The organism is Enterobacter cloacae complex sp. ECL352 (assembly GCF_020149545.1).
GTDB lineage: Bacteria > Pseudomonadota > Gammaproteobacteria > Enterobacterales > Enterobacteriaceae > Enterobacter > Enterobacter asburiae_B.
Genome location: NZ_CP083709.1, coordinates 2,153,531 through 2,169,315, shown reverse-complemented (window position 1 = coordinate 2,169,315; position 15,785 = coordinate 2,153,531). Strand labels below are relative to the sequence as shown.

Annotated in this window: 14 protein-coding genes and 4 tRNA genes; 12 read left to right on the top strand and 6 right to left on the bottom strand. The window is 56.9% G+C overall.

Annotation, left to right across the window (positions count from 1 at the left end; genetic code table 11):
- Positions 1-11 precede the first annotated feature (11 nt).
- The 6 genes from wecG to LBF07_RS10605 all read left to right on the top strand — a co-directional run bounded on the left by wecG (position 12) and on the right by LBF07_RS10605 (position 2,887).
- Positions 12-752: a lipopolysaccharide N-acetylmannosaminouronosyltransferase gene (wecG, locus tag LBF07_RS10630; RefSeq protein WP_029739560.1), complete on the top strand. Its 741-nt coding sequence runs from the start codon at positions 12-14 to the stop codon at positions 750-752.
- A 197-nt stretch (positions 753-949) separates the two neighbouring features.
- A complete protein-coding gene (locus LBF07_RS10625) occupies positions 950-2,335 on the top strand; it encodes an amino acid permease (protein WP_023309635.1) in 1,386 nt (461 codons plus the stop codon).
- A gap of 102 nt (positions 2,336-2,437) precedes the next feature.
- Positions 2,438-2,514, top strand: a tRNA-Arg gene (locus LBF07_RS10620).
- A gap of 67 nt (positions 2,515-2,581) precedes the next feature.
- A tRNA-His gene (locus tag LBF07_RS10615) sits at positions 2,582-2,657 on the top strand.
- A gap of 22 nt (positions 2,658-2,679) precedes the next feature.
- Positions 2,680-2,765 (top strand) — tRNA-Leu (locus LBF07_RS10610).
- Between the two features lie 45 nt (positions 2,766-2,810).
- Positions 2,811-2,887, top strand: a tRNA-Pro gene (locus tag LBF07_RS10605).
- A 507-nt stretch (positions 2,888-3,394) separates the two neighbouring features.
- On the opposite strand, the gene LBF07_RS10600 is transcribed toward LBF07_RS10605, so the two are convergent.
- From LBF07_RS10600 to hemC, 5 genes are all read right to left on the bottom strand, one after another.
- The gene (locus tag LBF07_RS10600) at positions 3,395-4,606 is read right to left on the bottom strand and encodes an MFS transporter (protein WP_094935543.1); all 1,212 of its coding nucleotides are present in this window, start codon (positions 4,604-4,606) and stop codon (positions 3,395-3,397) included.
- Positions 4,607-4,778: 172 nt separating this feature from the next.
- Positions 4,779-5,978, bottom strand: a complete 1,200-nt coding sequence (hemY, locus tag LBF07_RS10595; protein WP_008501551.1) for a protoheme IX biogenesis protein HemY — start codon at positions 5,976-5,978, stop codon at positions 4,779-4,781.
- A 2-nt stretch (positions 5,979-5,980) separates the two neighbouring features.
- Positions 5,981-7,183: a uroporphyrinogen-III C-methyltransferase gene (gene hemX / locus LBF07_RS10590; RefSeq protein WP_094935544.1), complete on the bottom strand. Its 1,203-nt coding sequence runs from the start codon at positions 7,181-7,183 to the stop codon at positions 5,981-5,983.
- Between the two features lie 20 nt (positions 7,184-7,203).
- Positions 7,204-7,944 carry a uroporphyrinogen-III synthase gene (gene hemD / locus LBF07_RS10585; protein WP_033146904.1) on the bottom strand — a complete coding sequence of 247 codons (741 nt, stop codon included), beginning with the start codon at positions 7,942-7,944 and terminating at the stop codon, positions 7,204-7,206.
- Positions 7,941-8,882: a hydroxymethylbilane synthase gene (gene hemC, locus LBF07_RS10580; protein ID WP_033146903.1), complete on the bottom strand. Its 942-nt coding sequence runs from the start codon at positions 8,880-8,882 to the stop codon at positions 7,941-7,943. The genes hemD and hemC overlap by 4 nt, the downstream gene beginning before the upstream one ends.
- Positions 8,883-9,232: 350 nt before the next feature.
- Between hemC and cyaA the strand changes: the two genes are divergently transcribed.
- The gene (cyaA, locus tag LBF07_RS10575) at positions 9,233-11,776 is read left to right on the top strand and encodes a class I adenylate cyclase (RefSeq protein ID WP_023309629.1); all 2,544 of its coding nucleotides are present in this window, start codon (positions 9,233-9,235) and stop codon (positions 11,774-11,776) included.
- Positions 11,777-11,871: 95 nt separating this feature from the next.
- On the opposite strand, the gene cyaY is transcribed toward cyaA, so the two are convergent.
- On the bottom strand, positions 11,872-12,192 hold the full coding sequence (gene cyaY / locus LBF07_RS10570) for an iron donor protein CyaY (protein ID WP_023333807.1): 321 nt from the start codon (positions 12,190-12,192) through the stop codon (positions 11,872-11,874).
- 135 nt (positions 12,193-12,327) lie between these two features.
- Between cyaY and LBF07_RS10565 the strand changes: the two genes are divergently transcribed.
- The 5 genes from LBF07_RS10565 to yigB are packed head-to-tail and all read left to right on the top strand — an operon-like array spanning position 12,328 to position 15,710.
- The gene (locus LBF07_RS10565; RefSeq protein ID WP_014885650.1) at positions 12,328-12,531 is read left to right on the top strand and encodes a lipoprotein; all 204 of its coding nucleotides are present in this window, start codon (positions 12,328-12,330) and stop codon (positions 12,529-12,531) included.
- A 35-nt stretch (positions 12,532-12,566) separates the two neighbouring features.
- The gene (gene dapF, locus LBF07_RS10560) at positions 12,567-13,391 is read left to right on the top strand and encodes a diaminopimelate epimerase (RefSeq protein ID WP_008501545.1); all 825 of its coding nucleotides are present in this window, start codon (positions 12,567-12,569) and stop codon (positions 13,389-13,391) included.
- Positions 13,388-14,095, top strand: a complete 708-nt coding sequence (locus LBF07_RS10555; protein ID WP_023309626.1) for a DUF484 domain-containing protein — start codon at positions 13,388-13,390, stop codon at positions 14,093-14,095. Before dapF ends, LBF07_RS10555 begins: the two co-directional genes overlap by 4 nt.
- Positions 14,092-14,994 carry a tyrosine recombinase XerC gene (xerC, locus tag LBF07_RS10550; protein ID WP_033146901.1) on the top strand — a complete coding sequence of 301 codons (903 nt, stop codon included), beginning with the start codon at positions 14,092-14,094 and terminating at the stop codon, positions 14,992-14,994. The genes LBF07_RS10555 and xerC overlap by 4 nt, the downstream gene beginning before the upstream one ends.
- Entirely contained in the window at positions 14,994-15,710 is a 717-nt protein-coding gene (gene yigB / locus LBF07_RS10545) for a 5-amino-6-(5-phospho-D-ribitylamino)uracil phosphatase YigB (protein ID WP_033146900.1), read from the top strand. Before xerC ends, yigB begins: the two co-directional genes overlap by 1 nt.
- Positions 15,711-15,785: the final 75 nt, after the last annotated feature.

Genomic DNA, 15,785 nt, shown 5'->3' with positions numbered 1-15,785 from the left:
TAAGGATAGTAATGACTGATAAAATTTCTGCACCGCGCTACGCGCTACGTGGCCTGCAGCTAATTGGCTGGCGCGACATGCAGCACGCGCTGGACTTTCTGTTCGCCGACGGCCAGATGAAATCCGGTACGCTGGTGGCCATCAACGCGGAAAAAATGCTGGCGGTTGAGGATAATGCGGAAGTTAAAAGCCTGATTGAAGCGGCTGAATTTAAATACGCGGACGGGATCAGCGTGGTCCGCTCTATCCGTAAAAAGTATCCTGACGCTAATGTATCCCGCGTGGCGGGGGCCGATCTCTGGGAGCAGCTTATGGCCCGCGCAGGTGCGCAGGGTACGCCCGTGTTCCTGATTGGCGGGAAGCCGGAGATACTGGCCCAGACGGAGGAGAAACTGCGTCGTCAATGGAATGTTAATATCGTCGGCAGCCAGGATGGTTACTTCAAACCGGAAGATCGACAGGCTCTGTTTGAGCGCGTTCGTGACAGCGGGGCGAAAATTGTCACCGTGGCGATGGGCTCCCCGCGCCAGGAGATCCTGATGCGCGACTGCCGTCTGGTCTGTCCTGATGCCCTCTACATGGGCGTCGGCGGCACGTACGACGTCTTTACTGGCCACGTTAAGCGTGCGCCAAAGGTCTGGCAAAATCTGGGGCTGGAGTGGCTGTACCGCCTGCTATCGCAACCGACGCGCATTAAACGACAGATCCGTCTGCTTCGCTACCTCGCCTGGCATTACACCGGGAAAATGTAATCAAAATGTAGCGCGATATGCTATTCGCGCTGCAACTCGCCTGCAAAACTGCTGATAATCTGTGCAATGCATTCATTTTTTTAATGCATCGTTTGCCATTTGGCAGATTTTAGGAAACCATTCGCTCCGTATTTTAGTACCCCTAAAAAACAATACCCGGTATTAAGCCGGGAAACAGCAAACACAATCGAGGATCTATGGCAGAGAAACAACCGGAGCTACAGCGTGGGCTGGAAGCTCGTCATATTGAACTGATAGCGCTGGGCGGCACTATCGGCGTAGGCCTGTTTATGGGCTCCGCAAGCACGCTTAAATGGGCAGGCCCTTCCGTATTACTGGCGTATATTATCGCCGGGCTGTTTGTTTTCTTCATTATGCGTTCCATGGGCGAAATGCTCTTCCTGGAGCCGGTAACCGGCTCTTTCGCCGTTTACGCGCATCGCTACATGAGCCCCTTCTTCGGCTACCTGACGGCCTGGTCATACTGGTTTATGTGGATGGCGGTGGGCATCTCCGAGATCACCGCGATAGGGGTCTACGTCCAGTTCTGGTTCCCGGACATGGTCCAGTGGATACCCGCGCTCATTGCCGTGGGGCTGGTGGCGCTGGCAAACCTGGCCGCCGTGCGCCTTTACGGTGAAATTGAGTTCTGGTTCGCAATGATCAAAGTCACCACGATTATCGTGATGATTGTCGTCGGCCTGGGCGTGATTTTCTTCGGCTTTGGCAACGGTGGGCACGCTATCGGCTTTGGCAACCTGACCGAAAACGGCGGCTTCTTCGCCGGCGGCTGGAAGGGCTTCCTGACGGCGCTGTGTATCGTTGTGGCCTCGTATCAGGGCGTGGAGCTGATCGGTATTACCGCCGGTGAAGCGAAAAACCCGCAGGTCACGCTGCGTAGCGCGGTGGGCAAAGTGCTGTGGCGTATCCTGATTTTCTATGTGGGCGCGATCTTCGTCATCGTGACCATCTTCCCGTGGAACGAAATTGGCACGACGGGTAGCCCGTTTGTATTAACCTTCGCCAAAATTGGTATCACGGCGGCGGCGGGTATCATCAACTTTGTGGTCCTGACGGCAGCGCTGTCAGGCTGTAACAGCGGGATGTACAGCTGCGGGCGTATGCTCTATGCGCTTTCGAAGAATAACCAGCTGCCTGCGGCGATGAGTAAAGTCTCACGTGCCGGCGTACCGGTGGCGGGTGTGGCGGTCTCCATTGTAATCCTGCTGATTGGCTCTTGCCTGAATTACATCATTCCTAACCCGCAGCGCGTGTTCGTTTACGTCTACAGCGCCAGCGTACTGCCGGGCATGGTGCCGTGGTTTGTTATCCTCATCAGCCAGCTGCGTTTCCGTCATGCGCATAAAAAAGCGATTGAAAGCCATCCGTTCCGCTCAATTCTGTTCCCCTATGCGAACTATTTGACGATGGCGTTCCTGATTTGCGTATTAATCGGCATGTACTTTAATGAAGATACCCGCATGTCGCTGTTTGTCGGGATGATCTTCCTGGCGGCTGTGACGGCCGCATATAAGCTTTTTGGACTGGGTCGCCGCGGCACCACGCAGAAAGTGGAGGAATAAGCGGCAAAATGTGCAAACCATAACCAAACGCGCATTTTTTTCAAAAAAGCACTAGACAGCGGGGACGGAGGTACGTAATATCCAGCCCCGCAACGGCGCTAAGCGCCCGTAGCTCAGCTGGATAGAGCGCTGCCCTCCGGAGGCAGAGGTCTCAGGTTCGAATCCTGTCGGGCGCGCCATTTTAGTCCCGGCGCTAGAGCTGCGGTGGTCTGAGAAGTAGTCAGTACCGCGTGAAAGAATACAGTGGTGGCTATAGCTCAGTTGGTAGAGCCCTGGATTGTGATTCCAGTTGTCGTGGGTTCGAATCCCATTAGCCACCCCATTATTTGAAAGAGTTGTGAATTGCGAAGGTGGCGGAATTGGTAGACGCGCTAGCTTCAGGTGTTAGTGTCCTTTGGATGTGGGGGTTCGAGTCCCCCCCCTCGCACCACGACTTTTTAAATGAATTGAACTAAAAATTCAAAAAGCAGTACATCGGCGAGTAGCGCAGCTTGGTAGCGCAACTGGTTTGGGACCAGTGGGTCGGAGGTTCGAATCCTCTCTCGCCGACCAATTTTGAACCCCGCTTCGGCGGGGTTTTTTGTTTTCTGCGAGTTCTCATCCCTGTAGTCATGGCCCGACAGCACCCTTTTTCTTTGTCGCAATCCAGCGACATGCAACTCATTGAAAATTAAAAAAATAACCATTTATGGGTTTTGCTGTCTCCTCCTGGCGACATATTCCCGCCTTTTCCCGATACGTTGTAGAGCCTAAGACGGTGCCAGGCAGCATAATTTCCTTTTATCTTAAAATGTTGCGTCATGTAAAAGTTCTGGGTGTCATGTTGGCACGTTACGTGCAATAATATGCGTGTAGATGCTCATTCCATCTCTTATGTTCGCCTTAGTGCCTCATAAACTCAGGAATGACGCAGAGCCATTTACGGTGCTTATCGTCCACTGACAGATGTCGCTTCGGCCTCATCAGACACCATGGACACAACGTTGAGTGAAGCACCAAATATGTTGTCTTACAGACCTGTTTTAACGCCTGCTTTTATAGCAGGCGTTTTTTTATGCCTTATTCCCGATACAGGCGCATGATCAGGGTAACCATCAGCAGGGCCGATGCCGAGACAATATAGAGCGCCTGTACTGAGCCAAACCCTGAAGCCACCGCCGCTGCAATGCCGGTGAAAAGAGAGGCGCTGAGCGTTTGCCAGCGCCAGGCTTTACCGCTGGCCGAAGCGGTTTGCGTGAGAGGAAAACTACTGAGTACCCCAAACGTGCCCGCTGCGAAGAGAACATTCGAGGCCAGATGCGCGATAAAGATCATCCCCAGCGCGCATACCGTCCACCCGGACAAAAAAGGCAGCATGCCATAAGCGGCCAGAAAGATGCTCAGGCAAACGATTATTCGCGGCGTGTGGGCCGCAATGCGCATCAGGCTCTCTTTTTTTAGCAGCAGGGGGCCACAAAGCTGCCCCAGACTCCTCGCGAAAAGCAGAGGCAAAGCAAGGCCCGCCGCATCCTGAGGACTAAGCTGCTGGGCCAGTGCCGGAAGCAGCGCCATCGCCGGTGAGCCGACGGCAGCCAGCGCCGGCAGGATGAGCAGGCTGCGTTTTTGCCGAACGGTCAACGCCTGCCAGCGTAATGTTGCAGAAACTCCCCTTTCCACAGCGGTGGGATGTGGTGCCGGAGAAAACCGGCGCCCAGCCAGCCATAGCAGTACCACTGACCCGAGAAAGCTGGCGGCATCAATAGCCAGCAGGGTAAACACGGATGTCTTCTGAAACAGCACCACGCCCAGGCCGGTCCCTAACAACACCTGAGAAGCAAAAATCATATTTTCCAGACAGGTTGCAGCGGGTAGCTCCGCTTCGCTAAGTCCGCGCTTAAAGAGCAAAGTCAGCGCGGGCCAGCTCATCCCGCTGAGCAGGGCTTCGGTGGATTGTACGGCGAGCAATGCGGCAACGCTGTGGTAACCCACACCAAGCAGGGGAAAGAGCAGGGCGAGCAGGCCCAGCCCCTCGGTCAGTATCAGCAGGGATATCGGCGAAAAGCGTGAGCATAGCTTTTCGCCGAAGATACTGCCGATGAACCCTGGTACCGTAGCGAAAAGAAAAGCGAGAGTGAGCAGAGCGGGCGGGGCTGACCACGCCAGCAGCAAACCGAAGACCACGACCTGGGTTAAGCCATTCCCCAGCGAAGAAAAGATAAAAGCACAGGCAAGCAGGCGCAGCCAGAGGTGGCAACGCAGCGCTTGAATAAGCGCATACAAAAGCGAGTTCATGGAGATTTCCTTTCAAAAACGATTTAGTCCACGCTGCAAAATGTGCGCGTGTGTGAAAAAAGGTTAATGAAAAGACATCGTTACATTGGCGGATTCGTTTGCGGATGTGGGTGCAAAGAATGTAGCAGGAGAAAGGCGATAAAAAAAGGAGACCCTCTGGCCTCCTTTTTATTTACTGCTGCGTACCGTTATTTTGCAGCGTTAGCAGCAATCCGTCACGCCGCATGGCGGCTGCCTCTTCCGGCTTGTGCTGCTTGTCCAGCGTATCGGCAAGCCACGCGTAGTCAAACGCGTCCGGACGCTGCTTCAGCGCCGCGCGGAAGGCGAGGCTCGCCTCCTGCCATTCTCCGTGCTTCATCAGCGACTGACCGAGCGTGCTCCACAGCAGCGGTCGGTCACCGACGGTTTTAATCTGCTGACGCAGCACTTTTTCGATTTGCTCAGGATTATTGGTTTTCAGACGCGGGATCACCATCACCAGACGATCGTCATACTGGCGCTTCAGGCCATCGAGGAGGATCTCCTGAGCCGTGTCATGATCGTCACATTCAATAAGATGTTCCGCCATGGCGACCTGCAGAGGAACCTGCTGGCGCGTCTTACGGCTCTGATTCTTCCACCACGTTTTCAGACCGTCGCTGCCCAGGTCGGCGCGCGCCTGATCCATCAGGCCAATCCATGCCAGACGCTGAAGCTCATCACGATGTTCATCGTCGCCCACCTCGGCCTTCGCCATCGACGGAATGATGTCCAGCAGCGAGCCCCAGGCGCCGGTACGAATATACGCCTGCTCGGCAAGACGCAGCACTTCCGGATGACGTGGCGCAACTTCCAGCAGGCGATCGATACCGTGACGCGCCGCGTGATTTTCATTGCGCGCCAGCTGCAGGCGAACGCGCGTGATTTCTACAGGAATCGGGTCGCCGTGAGCCAGCTCTGCCGCCCGCTCCAGATGCTGATTGGCGCGGGCTTCGTCACCGCGCTGCTGCGCCGCTTCGGCAGCGAGCAGATAATTCACTACCGGCTGTTCGGCATGGTCGGCGTTTTTCGACATCAGCTTTTCAACCTGCTGATAGTCACCCTCGGCAAGCTTAAGCAGCGCCTGTTCGGTCTGCTTGCGGGCGCGGCGGCGTTTACGACCAACGAACCAGCCGCGCGTGTGGGCACCGGTGCGGAAAATACGGCGCAGGATCCACTCGATCGCAAACAGCACCACCACGCCGAGGATCAGAATGATCGTCAGGCCGGTTACGCTGGTTTCAATGTTGTAGTTATCCGTCTGGATCAGGACGTAACCCTGATGACCCGCAAGCATAGGTCCCAGCACGATCCCGGCGATCAGCAGGATGAAGAGTAAGAGAACTTTTAGCATCATTACTCTCCTTGTGGTGCGCTTTCAGGCGCCGGAGCCGGAGCCGGAGCAGGTGCCGCTCCGTCCGTCGGCTCTGCCGGTACGCCCGGCTGCGCCAGCAGGTTACGTACGCGCGTCTGCATCAGTTTCTCCAGAATCGGCTGGCTGGCCAGCTTATCCGGCACGTTCATGGTGATGTTCTGCTGGCTCAGCTTATCAATGTCTTCGAGGAAGGCGGTGGTCGTCGCATCATCGGTGTTGTAGTAGGCGCGTACCCACGTCGAGACGTTATCCAGCGCCTGTTTGTATGTCTCTTCCTGATGACGCGGCACGGCCTGAGCCGCCACCAGCAGGCGGGAACGAATGTTCTCGCGCAGATAGATATCCTGGTTCGGCGCCAGCAGCGGCACGGCGGTTTCGTCGCGACGGCGGATAGTGATGAAGCTGTCCATAAAGTTCTGCCAGCTTTTCTGCAGGTTTATGCGCCATTCGCTCAGGGAGCTGGAAAGCTCGGTACCGTCGGAATCCATCGGGGAATCGTCGTCGTTGTTATCCGCCAGCTGCAGGTTATCAATCTGATTCGACAGCTGGTTCACCTTGAGGATAATGCCGTCGTAATCCACCTGCGAGACGGCGGAGAGGCTGGCGATGTCCTCGGTGATCGCGCGTCGCGCGGTGATAAGGCTCGGGTCGTTCATGTCTGCCAGGCTCGCATCGGCGCTTTTCAGCAGCGCGGCGGCAGTGGTGACGTCCTGATCGCTCCAGAGCTTACGTCCGGCGAGCTTCACCAGGAAGTCAGCCTGCGAGAGCAGCCAGGTTTTGGCATCGGTACCGGAAATCGTGGCGACTTTCTGCTGCACGTCGCCCAGCTGTTTAGCCAGCTCTTCCTGTTTGCTGTTCGCCTCGGCAAGCGCGGCGGCCTGCTGCTTAATCACCGTTTCCAGCTCGGTTTTCTGCGTCTCCTGCGCTTTTTGCAGGGCAGTGAGCTGATTCACCAGCGCATCGCTGGTGGACGTCTGGTTAGCACCCTGTTGCTTCACCAGGCCGTACAGGCCAACCCCTGCTGCCAGCGCAATGGCAATGGCAATCGCGCTCAGCGCGAGGCTCGTTTTGTTGCTGCCGTTTTTCTTCTCAGCGGTTTTCTCAGTCGTCTCTGGCTGTGGCGTCGTCTCCACAGTCTCCCTGGTCTCTTCAACCACGGCGGAGGATTTGTCGTGTTCCGTCATTATGGCTTCCCATTTGAGAGTTATTGTAATGCGCGCAGCAGCGCATCGTTGTCGGCGTTATCAGCGATCCGAATATCCTGCCAGCCCAGTTCCCGGGCCTGGTTCGCCAGACGCTCACTGACGACCAGAAGCCGACAGCGGAGTAACCAGTTTTCGCGATACCAGAGCGGTATCAGCGACCAAAGCTGTTGTAACATTTCACCGCTGGTGACCACCAGCGTATTAATGCCGCGCGCGTGCCAGCGCATCGCCTCTTCCGCGCCATCGTAGTGTTTTGCACAGCGCTGATAGCACTCAACGAACGTTACGTCTGCACCGCGTTCACGCAGCGTTTCGCCCAGCAGCTCGCGACCACCGTTGCCGCGCAAAATGAGCGCACGCTTTCCGGCAATAGTTTGTAATTCAGGTAATTGTAGCAAGACTTCGCTGATTTCCCGATCTAACGGGTAACGAACGTCCGCGCTGCTTACGGTATGCAGCGCCAGTGCCGTTGTGCGGCCAATCGCGAAATAGCGGGGGGCAAGTGGCCAGGCTAAACCCTGCTGTTGCAGCTGCGCGTGGGCAAATTCCACGGCATGTTGCGACAGCGCAAACAGCAGGTCGCCTTCCTGAAGGGTATTCATCTGGTCGGCGAGCGCGGAGAGCTCCCGACCGGGGGAGAATTCAATGAGCGGAAAACTCCAGGCCACCTGCCCCAGTGTGCGCAGACGGCTCACTAACTGCTCTCCTGCGGGAGAAGGGCGGGTGACAAGAATACTCATGCAGGGGGCTCTCCATTATAAACGTCAGCCAGAATCTCGCGGGCGCCGTTATCCAGCAGCTCTTCCGCCAGCGACACGCCAAGCTGCTCGGCATCTTGCGCTTTACCGCGACGTTCGCCGCGTACCATCTGGGAACCGTCCGGAGCGCCCACCAGCGCGCGCAGCCACAGTTCACCTTCTGTTAATTCAGCATAGCTGCCAATCGGTACCTGACATCCTCCTTCGAGGCGGGTATTCATCGCACGCTCGGCTTTTACGCGGATAGCGGTCTCGTCATGGTTCAGCGGTGCGAGCAGTTCGCGGGTACGCGCATCGTCCAGACGACACTCGATGCCGACGGCACCCTGGCCCACGGCCGGAAGCGACAGCTCTGGCGGCAACGCCACGCGAATGCGCGACTCCAGCCCCAGACGCTTGAGGCCGGCAACGGCGAGGATAATGGCATCGTAATCGCCGTTATCCAGCTTGCCCAGACGCGTGCCGACGTTACCGCGCAGCGAGCGAATGATCAGGTCAGGACGGCGCTCTGCCAGCTGACACTGACGGCGTAAACTGGACGTGCCAACCACGCTACCCTCCGGCAGCGCGTCGAGCGAGTCATAGTGGTTAGAGACAAACGCATCGCGCGGATCTTCACGCTCGCAGATGGTCACCAGCCCCAGCCCTTCCGGGAACTCGACAGGCACGTCTTTCATTGAATGTACGGCGATATCGGCGCGGTTCTCAAGCAATGCCAGTTCCAGTTCTTTGACAAACAGGCCTTTGCCGCCCACTTTCGCCAGGGGCGTATCGAGGATCACGTCACCGCGCGTGACCATCGGCACCAGCTCGACGCGCAATCCACTGTGGCAGGCTTCAAGGCGCTGCTTCACATAATGTGCCTGCCAGAGCGCGAGGGGGCTTTGGCGTGTGGCAATTCTCAAAACATTGTCTAACATGCTTGTTACCGTCATTATCAATCGCTAACCATCCTAACATTGTTGACTCTGGGATGGCAGTTTTACGGTTGATGAAGCGTGAGAGGGACAAGGCGGCGTATTCGTCAGCCATAGCCGTATTCAGGAATTTACACGTACAGAACGGTGCTACACTTGTATGTAGCGCATCTTTCTTTACGGTCAACCGGCAAGGTGTTAAATTGATCACGTTTTAGACCATTTTTTCGTCGCTACCACCAAAAATGATAAGGGCGAAAAAGGGTAACGGTTATCTTTTTGAAATACTGCGGGTCCGCTGTTATTCGTGTTTTGAATAGCTTGCGACACCCGGAAACATCAGGCGATACGTCTTGTACCTCTATATTGAGACTCTGAAACAGAGACTGGATGCCATTAATCAACTGCGTGTGGATCGCGCGCTTGCTGCCATGGGCCCTGCTTTCCAGCAGGTATACAGTCTGCTGCCGACATTATTGCACTATCACCATCCGCTGATGCCTGGCTACCTTGACGGTAACGTTCCCCAGGGCATTTGCCTTTTCACGCCTGATGAAACCCAACAGCATTACCTGAACGAGCTGGAACTCTACCGCGGCATGCCGCCACAGGAGTCTCCAAAAGGTGAACTGCCGATTACCGGCGTTTACTCTATGGGGAGCACCTCATCGGTAGGGCAAAGCTGTTCTTCGGACCTGGACATCTGGGTCTGCCATCAGTCCTGGCTCGATAACGACGAGCGTCAGCTGCTGCAGCGCAAGTGCAGCCTGCTGGAGAGTTGGGCGGCCTCGCTCGGCGTGGAAGTAAGCTTCTTCCTGATTGATGAAAACCGTTTCCGCCATAACGAAAGCGGCAGTCTGGGTGGTGAGGACTGCGGCTCGACTCAGCACATCTTACTGCTGGATGAATTTTACCGTACTGCCGTGCGTCTGGCCGGGAAGCGTATTCTGTGGAATATGGTCCCGTGCGAAGAAGAAGAGCATTACGATGACTACGTCATGTCGCTTTACGCGCAGGGCGTACTGACGCCAAACGAATGGCTGGATCTTGGCGGCCTCAGCTCTCTGTCAGCCGAAGAGTACTTTGGCGCAAGCCTCTGGCAGCTCTATAAGAGTATCGACTCACCGTACAAAGCGGTGCTGAAAACGCTGCTGCTGGAAGCCTATTCCTGGGAATACCCTACGCCGCGCCTGCTGGCGAAAGATATCAAGCAGCGTCTGCACGACGGGGAGATCGTCTCCTTCGGGCTGGATGCTTACTGCATGATGCTGGAGCGCGTGACCGAATACCTGAAAGCCATTGATGACACCACGCGTCTTGACCTGGTGCGTCGATGTTTCTATCTCAAAGTCTGTGAGAAATTGAGCCGCGAGCGCGCCTGCGTGGGCTGGCGTCGTGAAGTGGTCAGTCAGTTAGTGAAAGAGTGGGGATGGGACGAAGCGCGTCTGTCCATGCTCGACAACCGGGCCAACTGGAAAATCGATCAGGTGCGTGAAGCGCACAACGAACTGCTCGATGCGATGATGCAAAGCTATCGTAACCTGATCCGCTTTGCGCGCCGTAACAACCTCAGCGTTTCCGCCAGCCCGCAGGACATCGGGGTCTTGACCCGCAAGCTGTACGCCGCGTTTGAAGCGCTGCCGGGTAAAGTCACCCTGGTTAACCCGCAGATTTCGCCAGACCTGTCAGAACCGAACCTGACCTTTATCTACGTGCCGCCGGGCCGCGCAAACCGCACCGGGTGGTATCTGTATAACCGTGCGCCAAGCATGGACTCAATCATCAGCCATCAGCCGCTGGAGTATAACCGCTACCTGAACAAGCTGGTGGCCTGGGCCTGGTTTAACGGCCTGCTGACCTCGCGCACGCGCCTGTTTATCAAAGGTAACGAGGTGGTAGATCTCGCTAAGCTGCAGGAGATGGTCGCGGATGTCTCGCACCACTTCCCGCTGCGTCTGCCTGCCCCAACGCCGAAAGCGCTCTACAGCCCGTGCGAAATTCGCCATCTGGCGATTATCGTCAACCTGGAATACGACCCGACGGCGGCCTTCCGCAATCAGGTGGTTCATTTTGACTTCCGCAAGCTGGACGTCTTCAGCTTTGGCGAGCAGCAAAACTGCCTGGTGGGCAGCGTCGATCTGCTGTACCGCAACTCGTGGAACGAAGTGCGTACCCTGCATTTCAACGGCGAGCAGGCGATGATCGAAGCGCTGAAAACGATTCTCGGCAAGATGCACCAGGATGCCGCACCGCCGGACAGCGTTGAGGTGTTCTGCTACAGCCAGCACCTGCGCGGTTTAATTCGTACCCGCGTGCAGCAGCTGGTTTCTGAGTGTATCGAACTGCGTCTGTCCAGCACCCGTCAGGAAACCGGACGCTTTAAAGCGCTGCGCGTCTCCGGTCAGACCTGGGGCCTGTTCTTCGAACGCCTGAACGTGTCGGTACAGAAGCTGGAAAACGCCATCGAGTTCTACGGCGCGATTTCACACAACAAGCTGCATGGCCTGTCGGTGCAGGTGGAAACCAACCACGTTAAGCTCCCGCAGGTAGTGGACGGATTCGCCAGCGAAGGGATTATTCAGTTCTTCTTTGAAGAGTCGGGCGACGATGCCGGGTTCAACATCTACATTCTGGATGAAACCAACCGCGCCGAGGTGTATCACCACTGTGAAGGCAGTAAAGAGGAGCTGGTGCGCGACGTCAGCCGCTTCTACTCCTCTTCGCATGACCGTTTCACCTACGGCTCAAGCTTTATCAACTTTAACCTGCCGCAGTTCTACCAGATTGTGAACGTCGACGGACGTACGCAGGTGATCCCGTTCCGTACACAGGCCGTAACGCCAGCCGCGCCTGCCAATCAGGACACCGCGCCGCTGTTGCAGCAGTATTTCTCCTGAGCCTTTTCGCTCGCCCGGTGGCGGCTACGCCTTACCGGGCCTACAACAGCTCGAACCCGTAGACCGGGTAAGCGCAGCGCCACCCGGCAACAAAACTACCTGAAACTTACAGCCTCACCCGCCTGCGCGGTCGCCGCCTGTTCCAGCAGATCCCAGAACGGTACGCCGCTACGGTCGCAAACCCATTCCCCGTCCTTCAGATCGAAATGATAGCCGCCCTGTTTCGCGGCCAGCCACACCTGGTGAAGCGGCTCCTGGCGGTTAATAATAATTTTGCTGCCATTTTCGAAGCTCAGGGTCAGAATGCCGCCGTTGATTTCACAATCGATATCGCTGTCGCCATCCCAGTCGTCAAGACGCTCTTCGATGGTCATCCACAGGTTGTCGGCAAGGCGATGGAATTCACTGTCGTTCATGGTTTTGTTCCTGTTTTTCGTGATGCCGGCAGTATAACCCTAAATAATTCCCGTTGCAGGAAAGCGGCAAACTCTTGCTTTTGTGTCTTCTCCTGCGATGATAGAAACAGATTTGAACTTACGGGCAACTTTATAATGAAAAACGCTTTCCGAACGCTTGCCGTTCTCATCACGCTGTTTAGCCTGACTGGCTGCGGACTGAAGGGACCACTGTACTTCCCACCTGCGGATAAAACCGCGCCGCCGCCGACGAAACCCGTGCAAAGCGGCATTGAGTCTACCACGCCAAATACTAACGATCGTGGCGACAACGGTGGCCCGACTCAGGTTAATCTCTGACGACAACGTTCTGTACCCGCGCAATGGAGCAAATGATGCAGTTCTCTAAAATGCATGGCCTTGGCAACGATTTTATGGTCGTCGACGCGGTAACGCAGAATGTGTTTTTCTCCCCGGAACTGATCCGTCGCCTGGCGGATCGGCATCTGGGCGTGGGGTTCGATCAGCTGCTGGTGGTCGAGCCACCGTACGATCCCGACCTCGATTTCCACTACCGTATTTTTAACGCGGACGGCAGCGAAGTTAACCAGTGCGGCAACGGCGCACGCTGTTTTGCCCGCTTTGTCCGCCTGAAAGGGCTGACCAACAAGCGTGATATTCGCGTCAGCACGGCCAATGGCCGCATGGTGCTCAGCGTCACCGATGATGAGCTGGTGCGCGTGAACATGGGCGAGCCTAACTTCGAGCCCTCCGTCGTGCCGTTTCGCGCAAACAAAGCGGAAAAGACCTATATTATGCGTGCGGCCGAGCAGACAGTATTGTGCGGCGTCGTCTCAATGGGTAACCCACACTGCGTGATTCAGGTTGATGATGTGGAAACCGCCGCGGTCGAAACGCTCGGCCCGGTGCTGGAAAGCCACGAACGTTTCCCGGAGCGCGCGAACATCGGCTTTATGCAGGTGGTGAAGCGTGAGCACATTCGCCTGCGGGTTTACGAGCGCGGCGCGGGCGAGACGCAGGCCTGCGGAAGCGGTGCCTGTGCTGCGGTGGCCGTGGGCATCTCCCAGGGGTTACTGGCTGAAGAGGTTCGCGTGGAATTACCGGGCGGTCGGCTTGATATCGCCTGGAAAGGACCGGGTCATCCACTGTATATGACTGGCCCGGCGGCACATGTCTATGACGGGTTTATCCATCTATGAAACAACCAGGGGAAGAACTGCAGGAAACAGTGACGGAACTGGACGACAGAGCTGTTGTTGATTATCTGCTGCGCAATCCTGAGTTTTTTATTCGTAATGCACGCGTCGTCGAAGAGATGCGCGTGCCGCATCCGGTTCGCGGGACCGTGTCGCTGGTCGAATGGCACATGGCGCGCTCGCGCAACCACATCAATCAGCTAGAAGAGAACATGACGCTGCTGATGGAGCAGGCCAGCACCAACGAAAGCCTGTTCTATCGTCTGCTGCATCTGCAGGCGCGTCTGGCGTCGGCGCACAGTCTTGACGAGTTCCTCAGCCGCTTCCACCGCTGGGCTCGCGAGCTGGGGCTGGCGGGCGCAACGATTCGTCTTTTCCCTGACCGCTGGCGCATTGGCGCACCGTCGGGGTTCACCCATCTGGCGCTCAGCCGTCAGGCGTTTGAACCGCTGCGCATTCAGCGTCTGGGCCATGAGCACCACTATCTGGGGCCGCTGAACGGGCCTGAGCTACTGGTGGTGTTACCGGAAGCCAAAGCGATTGGCTCGGTGGCGATGTCGCTGATGGGGCGCGATGGCGATCTGGGAGTCATGTTATTTACCAGCCGCGATGCGCATCACTATGAGCAGGGGCAAGCCACGCACCTGCTGCAGGAGATCGCCCTGATGCTGCCCGAGCTGCTGGAGCGCTGGATTGAGCGCGTATGATGGACGGACTGCTCGCCACTGACGTCTCGCGCTTTCTGCGCTATCTGGGCGTGGAGCGTCAGCTTAGCCCCATTACCCTGCTCAACTACCAGCGTCAGCTTGATGCCATCATGCAGATCGCCGACGAAATCGGCCTGAAAAGCTGGCAACAATGTGACGCTGCGACGGTACGCGGGTTCGTCGTGCGTAGCCGTAAAAAAAATCTCAGCCCGGCGAGCCTGGCGCTCAGGCTCTCAGCGCTGCGCAGTTTCTTCGACTGGCTGGTCAGCCAGGGGGGCTTAAAAGCCAACCCGGCAAAGGGGATCGCCACGCCGAAAGCGCCGCGCCATCTGCCTAAAAATATCGACGTCGACGACGTAAACCGCCTGCTGGATATCGACCTTAACGATCCGCTCGCCGTGCGCGACCGCGCGATGCTGGAGGTGATGTACGGTGCCGGGCTGCGTCTGTCCGAGCTGGTTAATCTTGATATCAAACACCTCGATCTGGAATCCGGTGAAGTGTGGGTGATGGGCAAGGGCAGCAAAGAGCGCCGCCTGCCGATTGGCCGCAATGCGGTTTCCTGGATTGAGCACTGGCTTGACCTGCGCGGGCTGTTTGGCAGCGAAGAGGATGCGCTGTTCCTGTCGAAGCTCGGCAAACGGATCTCGGCACGTAACGTCCAGAAGCGCTTTGCGGAGTGGGGCATTAAGCAGGGGCTGAACAGCCACGTTCACCCGCACAAGCTGCGCCACTCCTTTGCGACACACATGCTTGAGTCGAGCGGCGATCTGCGCGGCGTGCAGGAACTGCTTGGCCACGCGAACCTGTCGACCACACAAATTTATACCCACTTAGACTTCCAACACCTTGCCTCGGTGTATGACGCGGCGCATCCACGCGCCAAACGGGGGAAATAATGCGTTTTTACCGCCCACTCGGTCAGATCTCAGCTCTGACGTTTGACCTTGATGACACCCTTTATGACAACCGCGAGGTGATCCTGCGTACCGAGCAGGAGTCGCTGGCGTTTGTGCAGAACTACCACCCCGCGCTGAAAGCGATACAGAACAAGGACTTTCAGAAGCTCCGTCAGTCCCTGCGGGAAACCGAGCCGGACATTTACCACGACGTGACCGAATGGCGTCGTCGTGCGGTCGAGCAGGCGATGCTCAATGCTGGCCTAAGCGCGCAGGACGCGGCCATCGGTGCCGAAGCGGCCATGGAAAACTTTGCCAAATGGCGCAGCCGTATCGACGTGCCGCAGGAGACCCACGACACGCTGGCGAAGCTTGCCGAAAAGTGGCCGCTGGTGGCCATCACCAACGGCAATGCCCAGCCCGAGCTGTTTGGCCTCAGCGATTACTTTGAATTTGTGCTGCGCGCGGGCCCGCACGGGCGCGCGAAGCCGTTTAATGATATGTACCATCTGGCGGCGGATAAGCTTAACCTGCCGCTGGGTAACATTCTGCACGTGGGGGATGACCTGACCACGGACGTGGCCGGTGCTATTCGCTGCGGGATGCAGGCCTGCTGGATCAAGCCGGAAAATGCGGAGCTGATGACCGCAACCGACAGCCGTCTTCTGCCGCACGTGGAAATTTCACGGTTGGCATCCCTCACGACGCTGATATAATCACCAGTAATATTGTATAAATTACCAGGGGTTTGCAGTTGTAGGCCCGGTAAGCGAAGCGCCACCAGGCGCTTC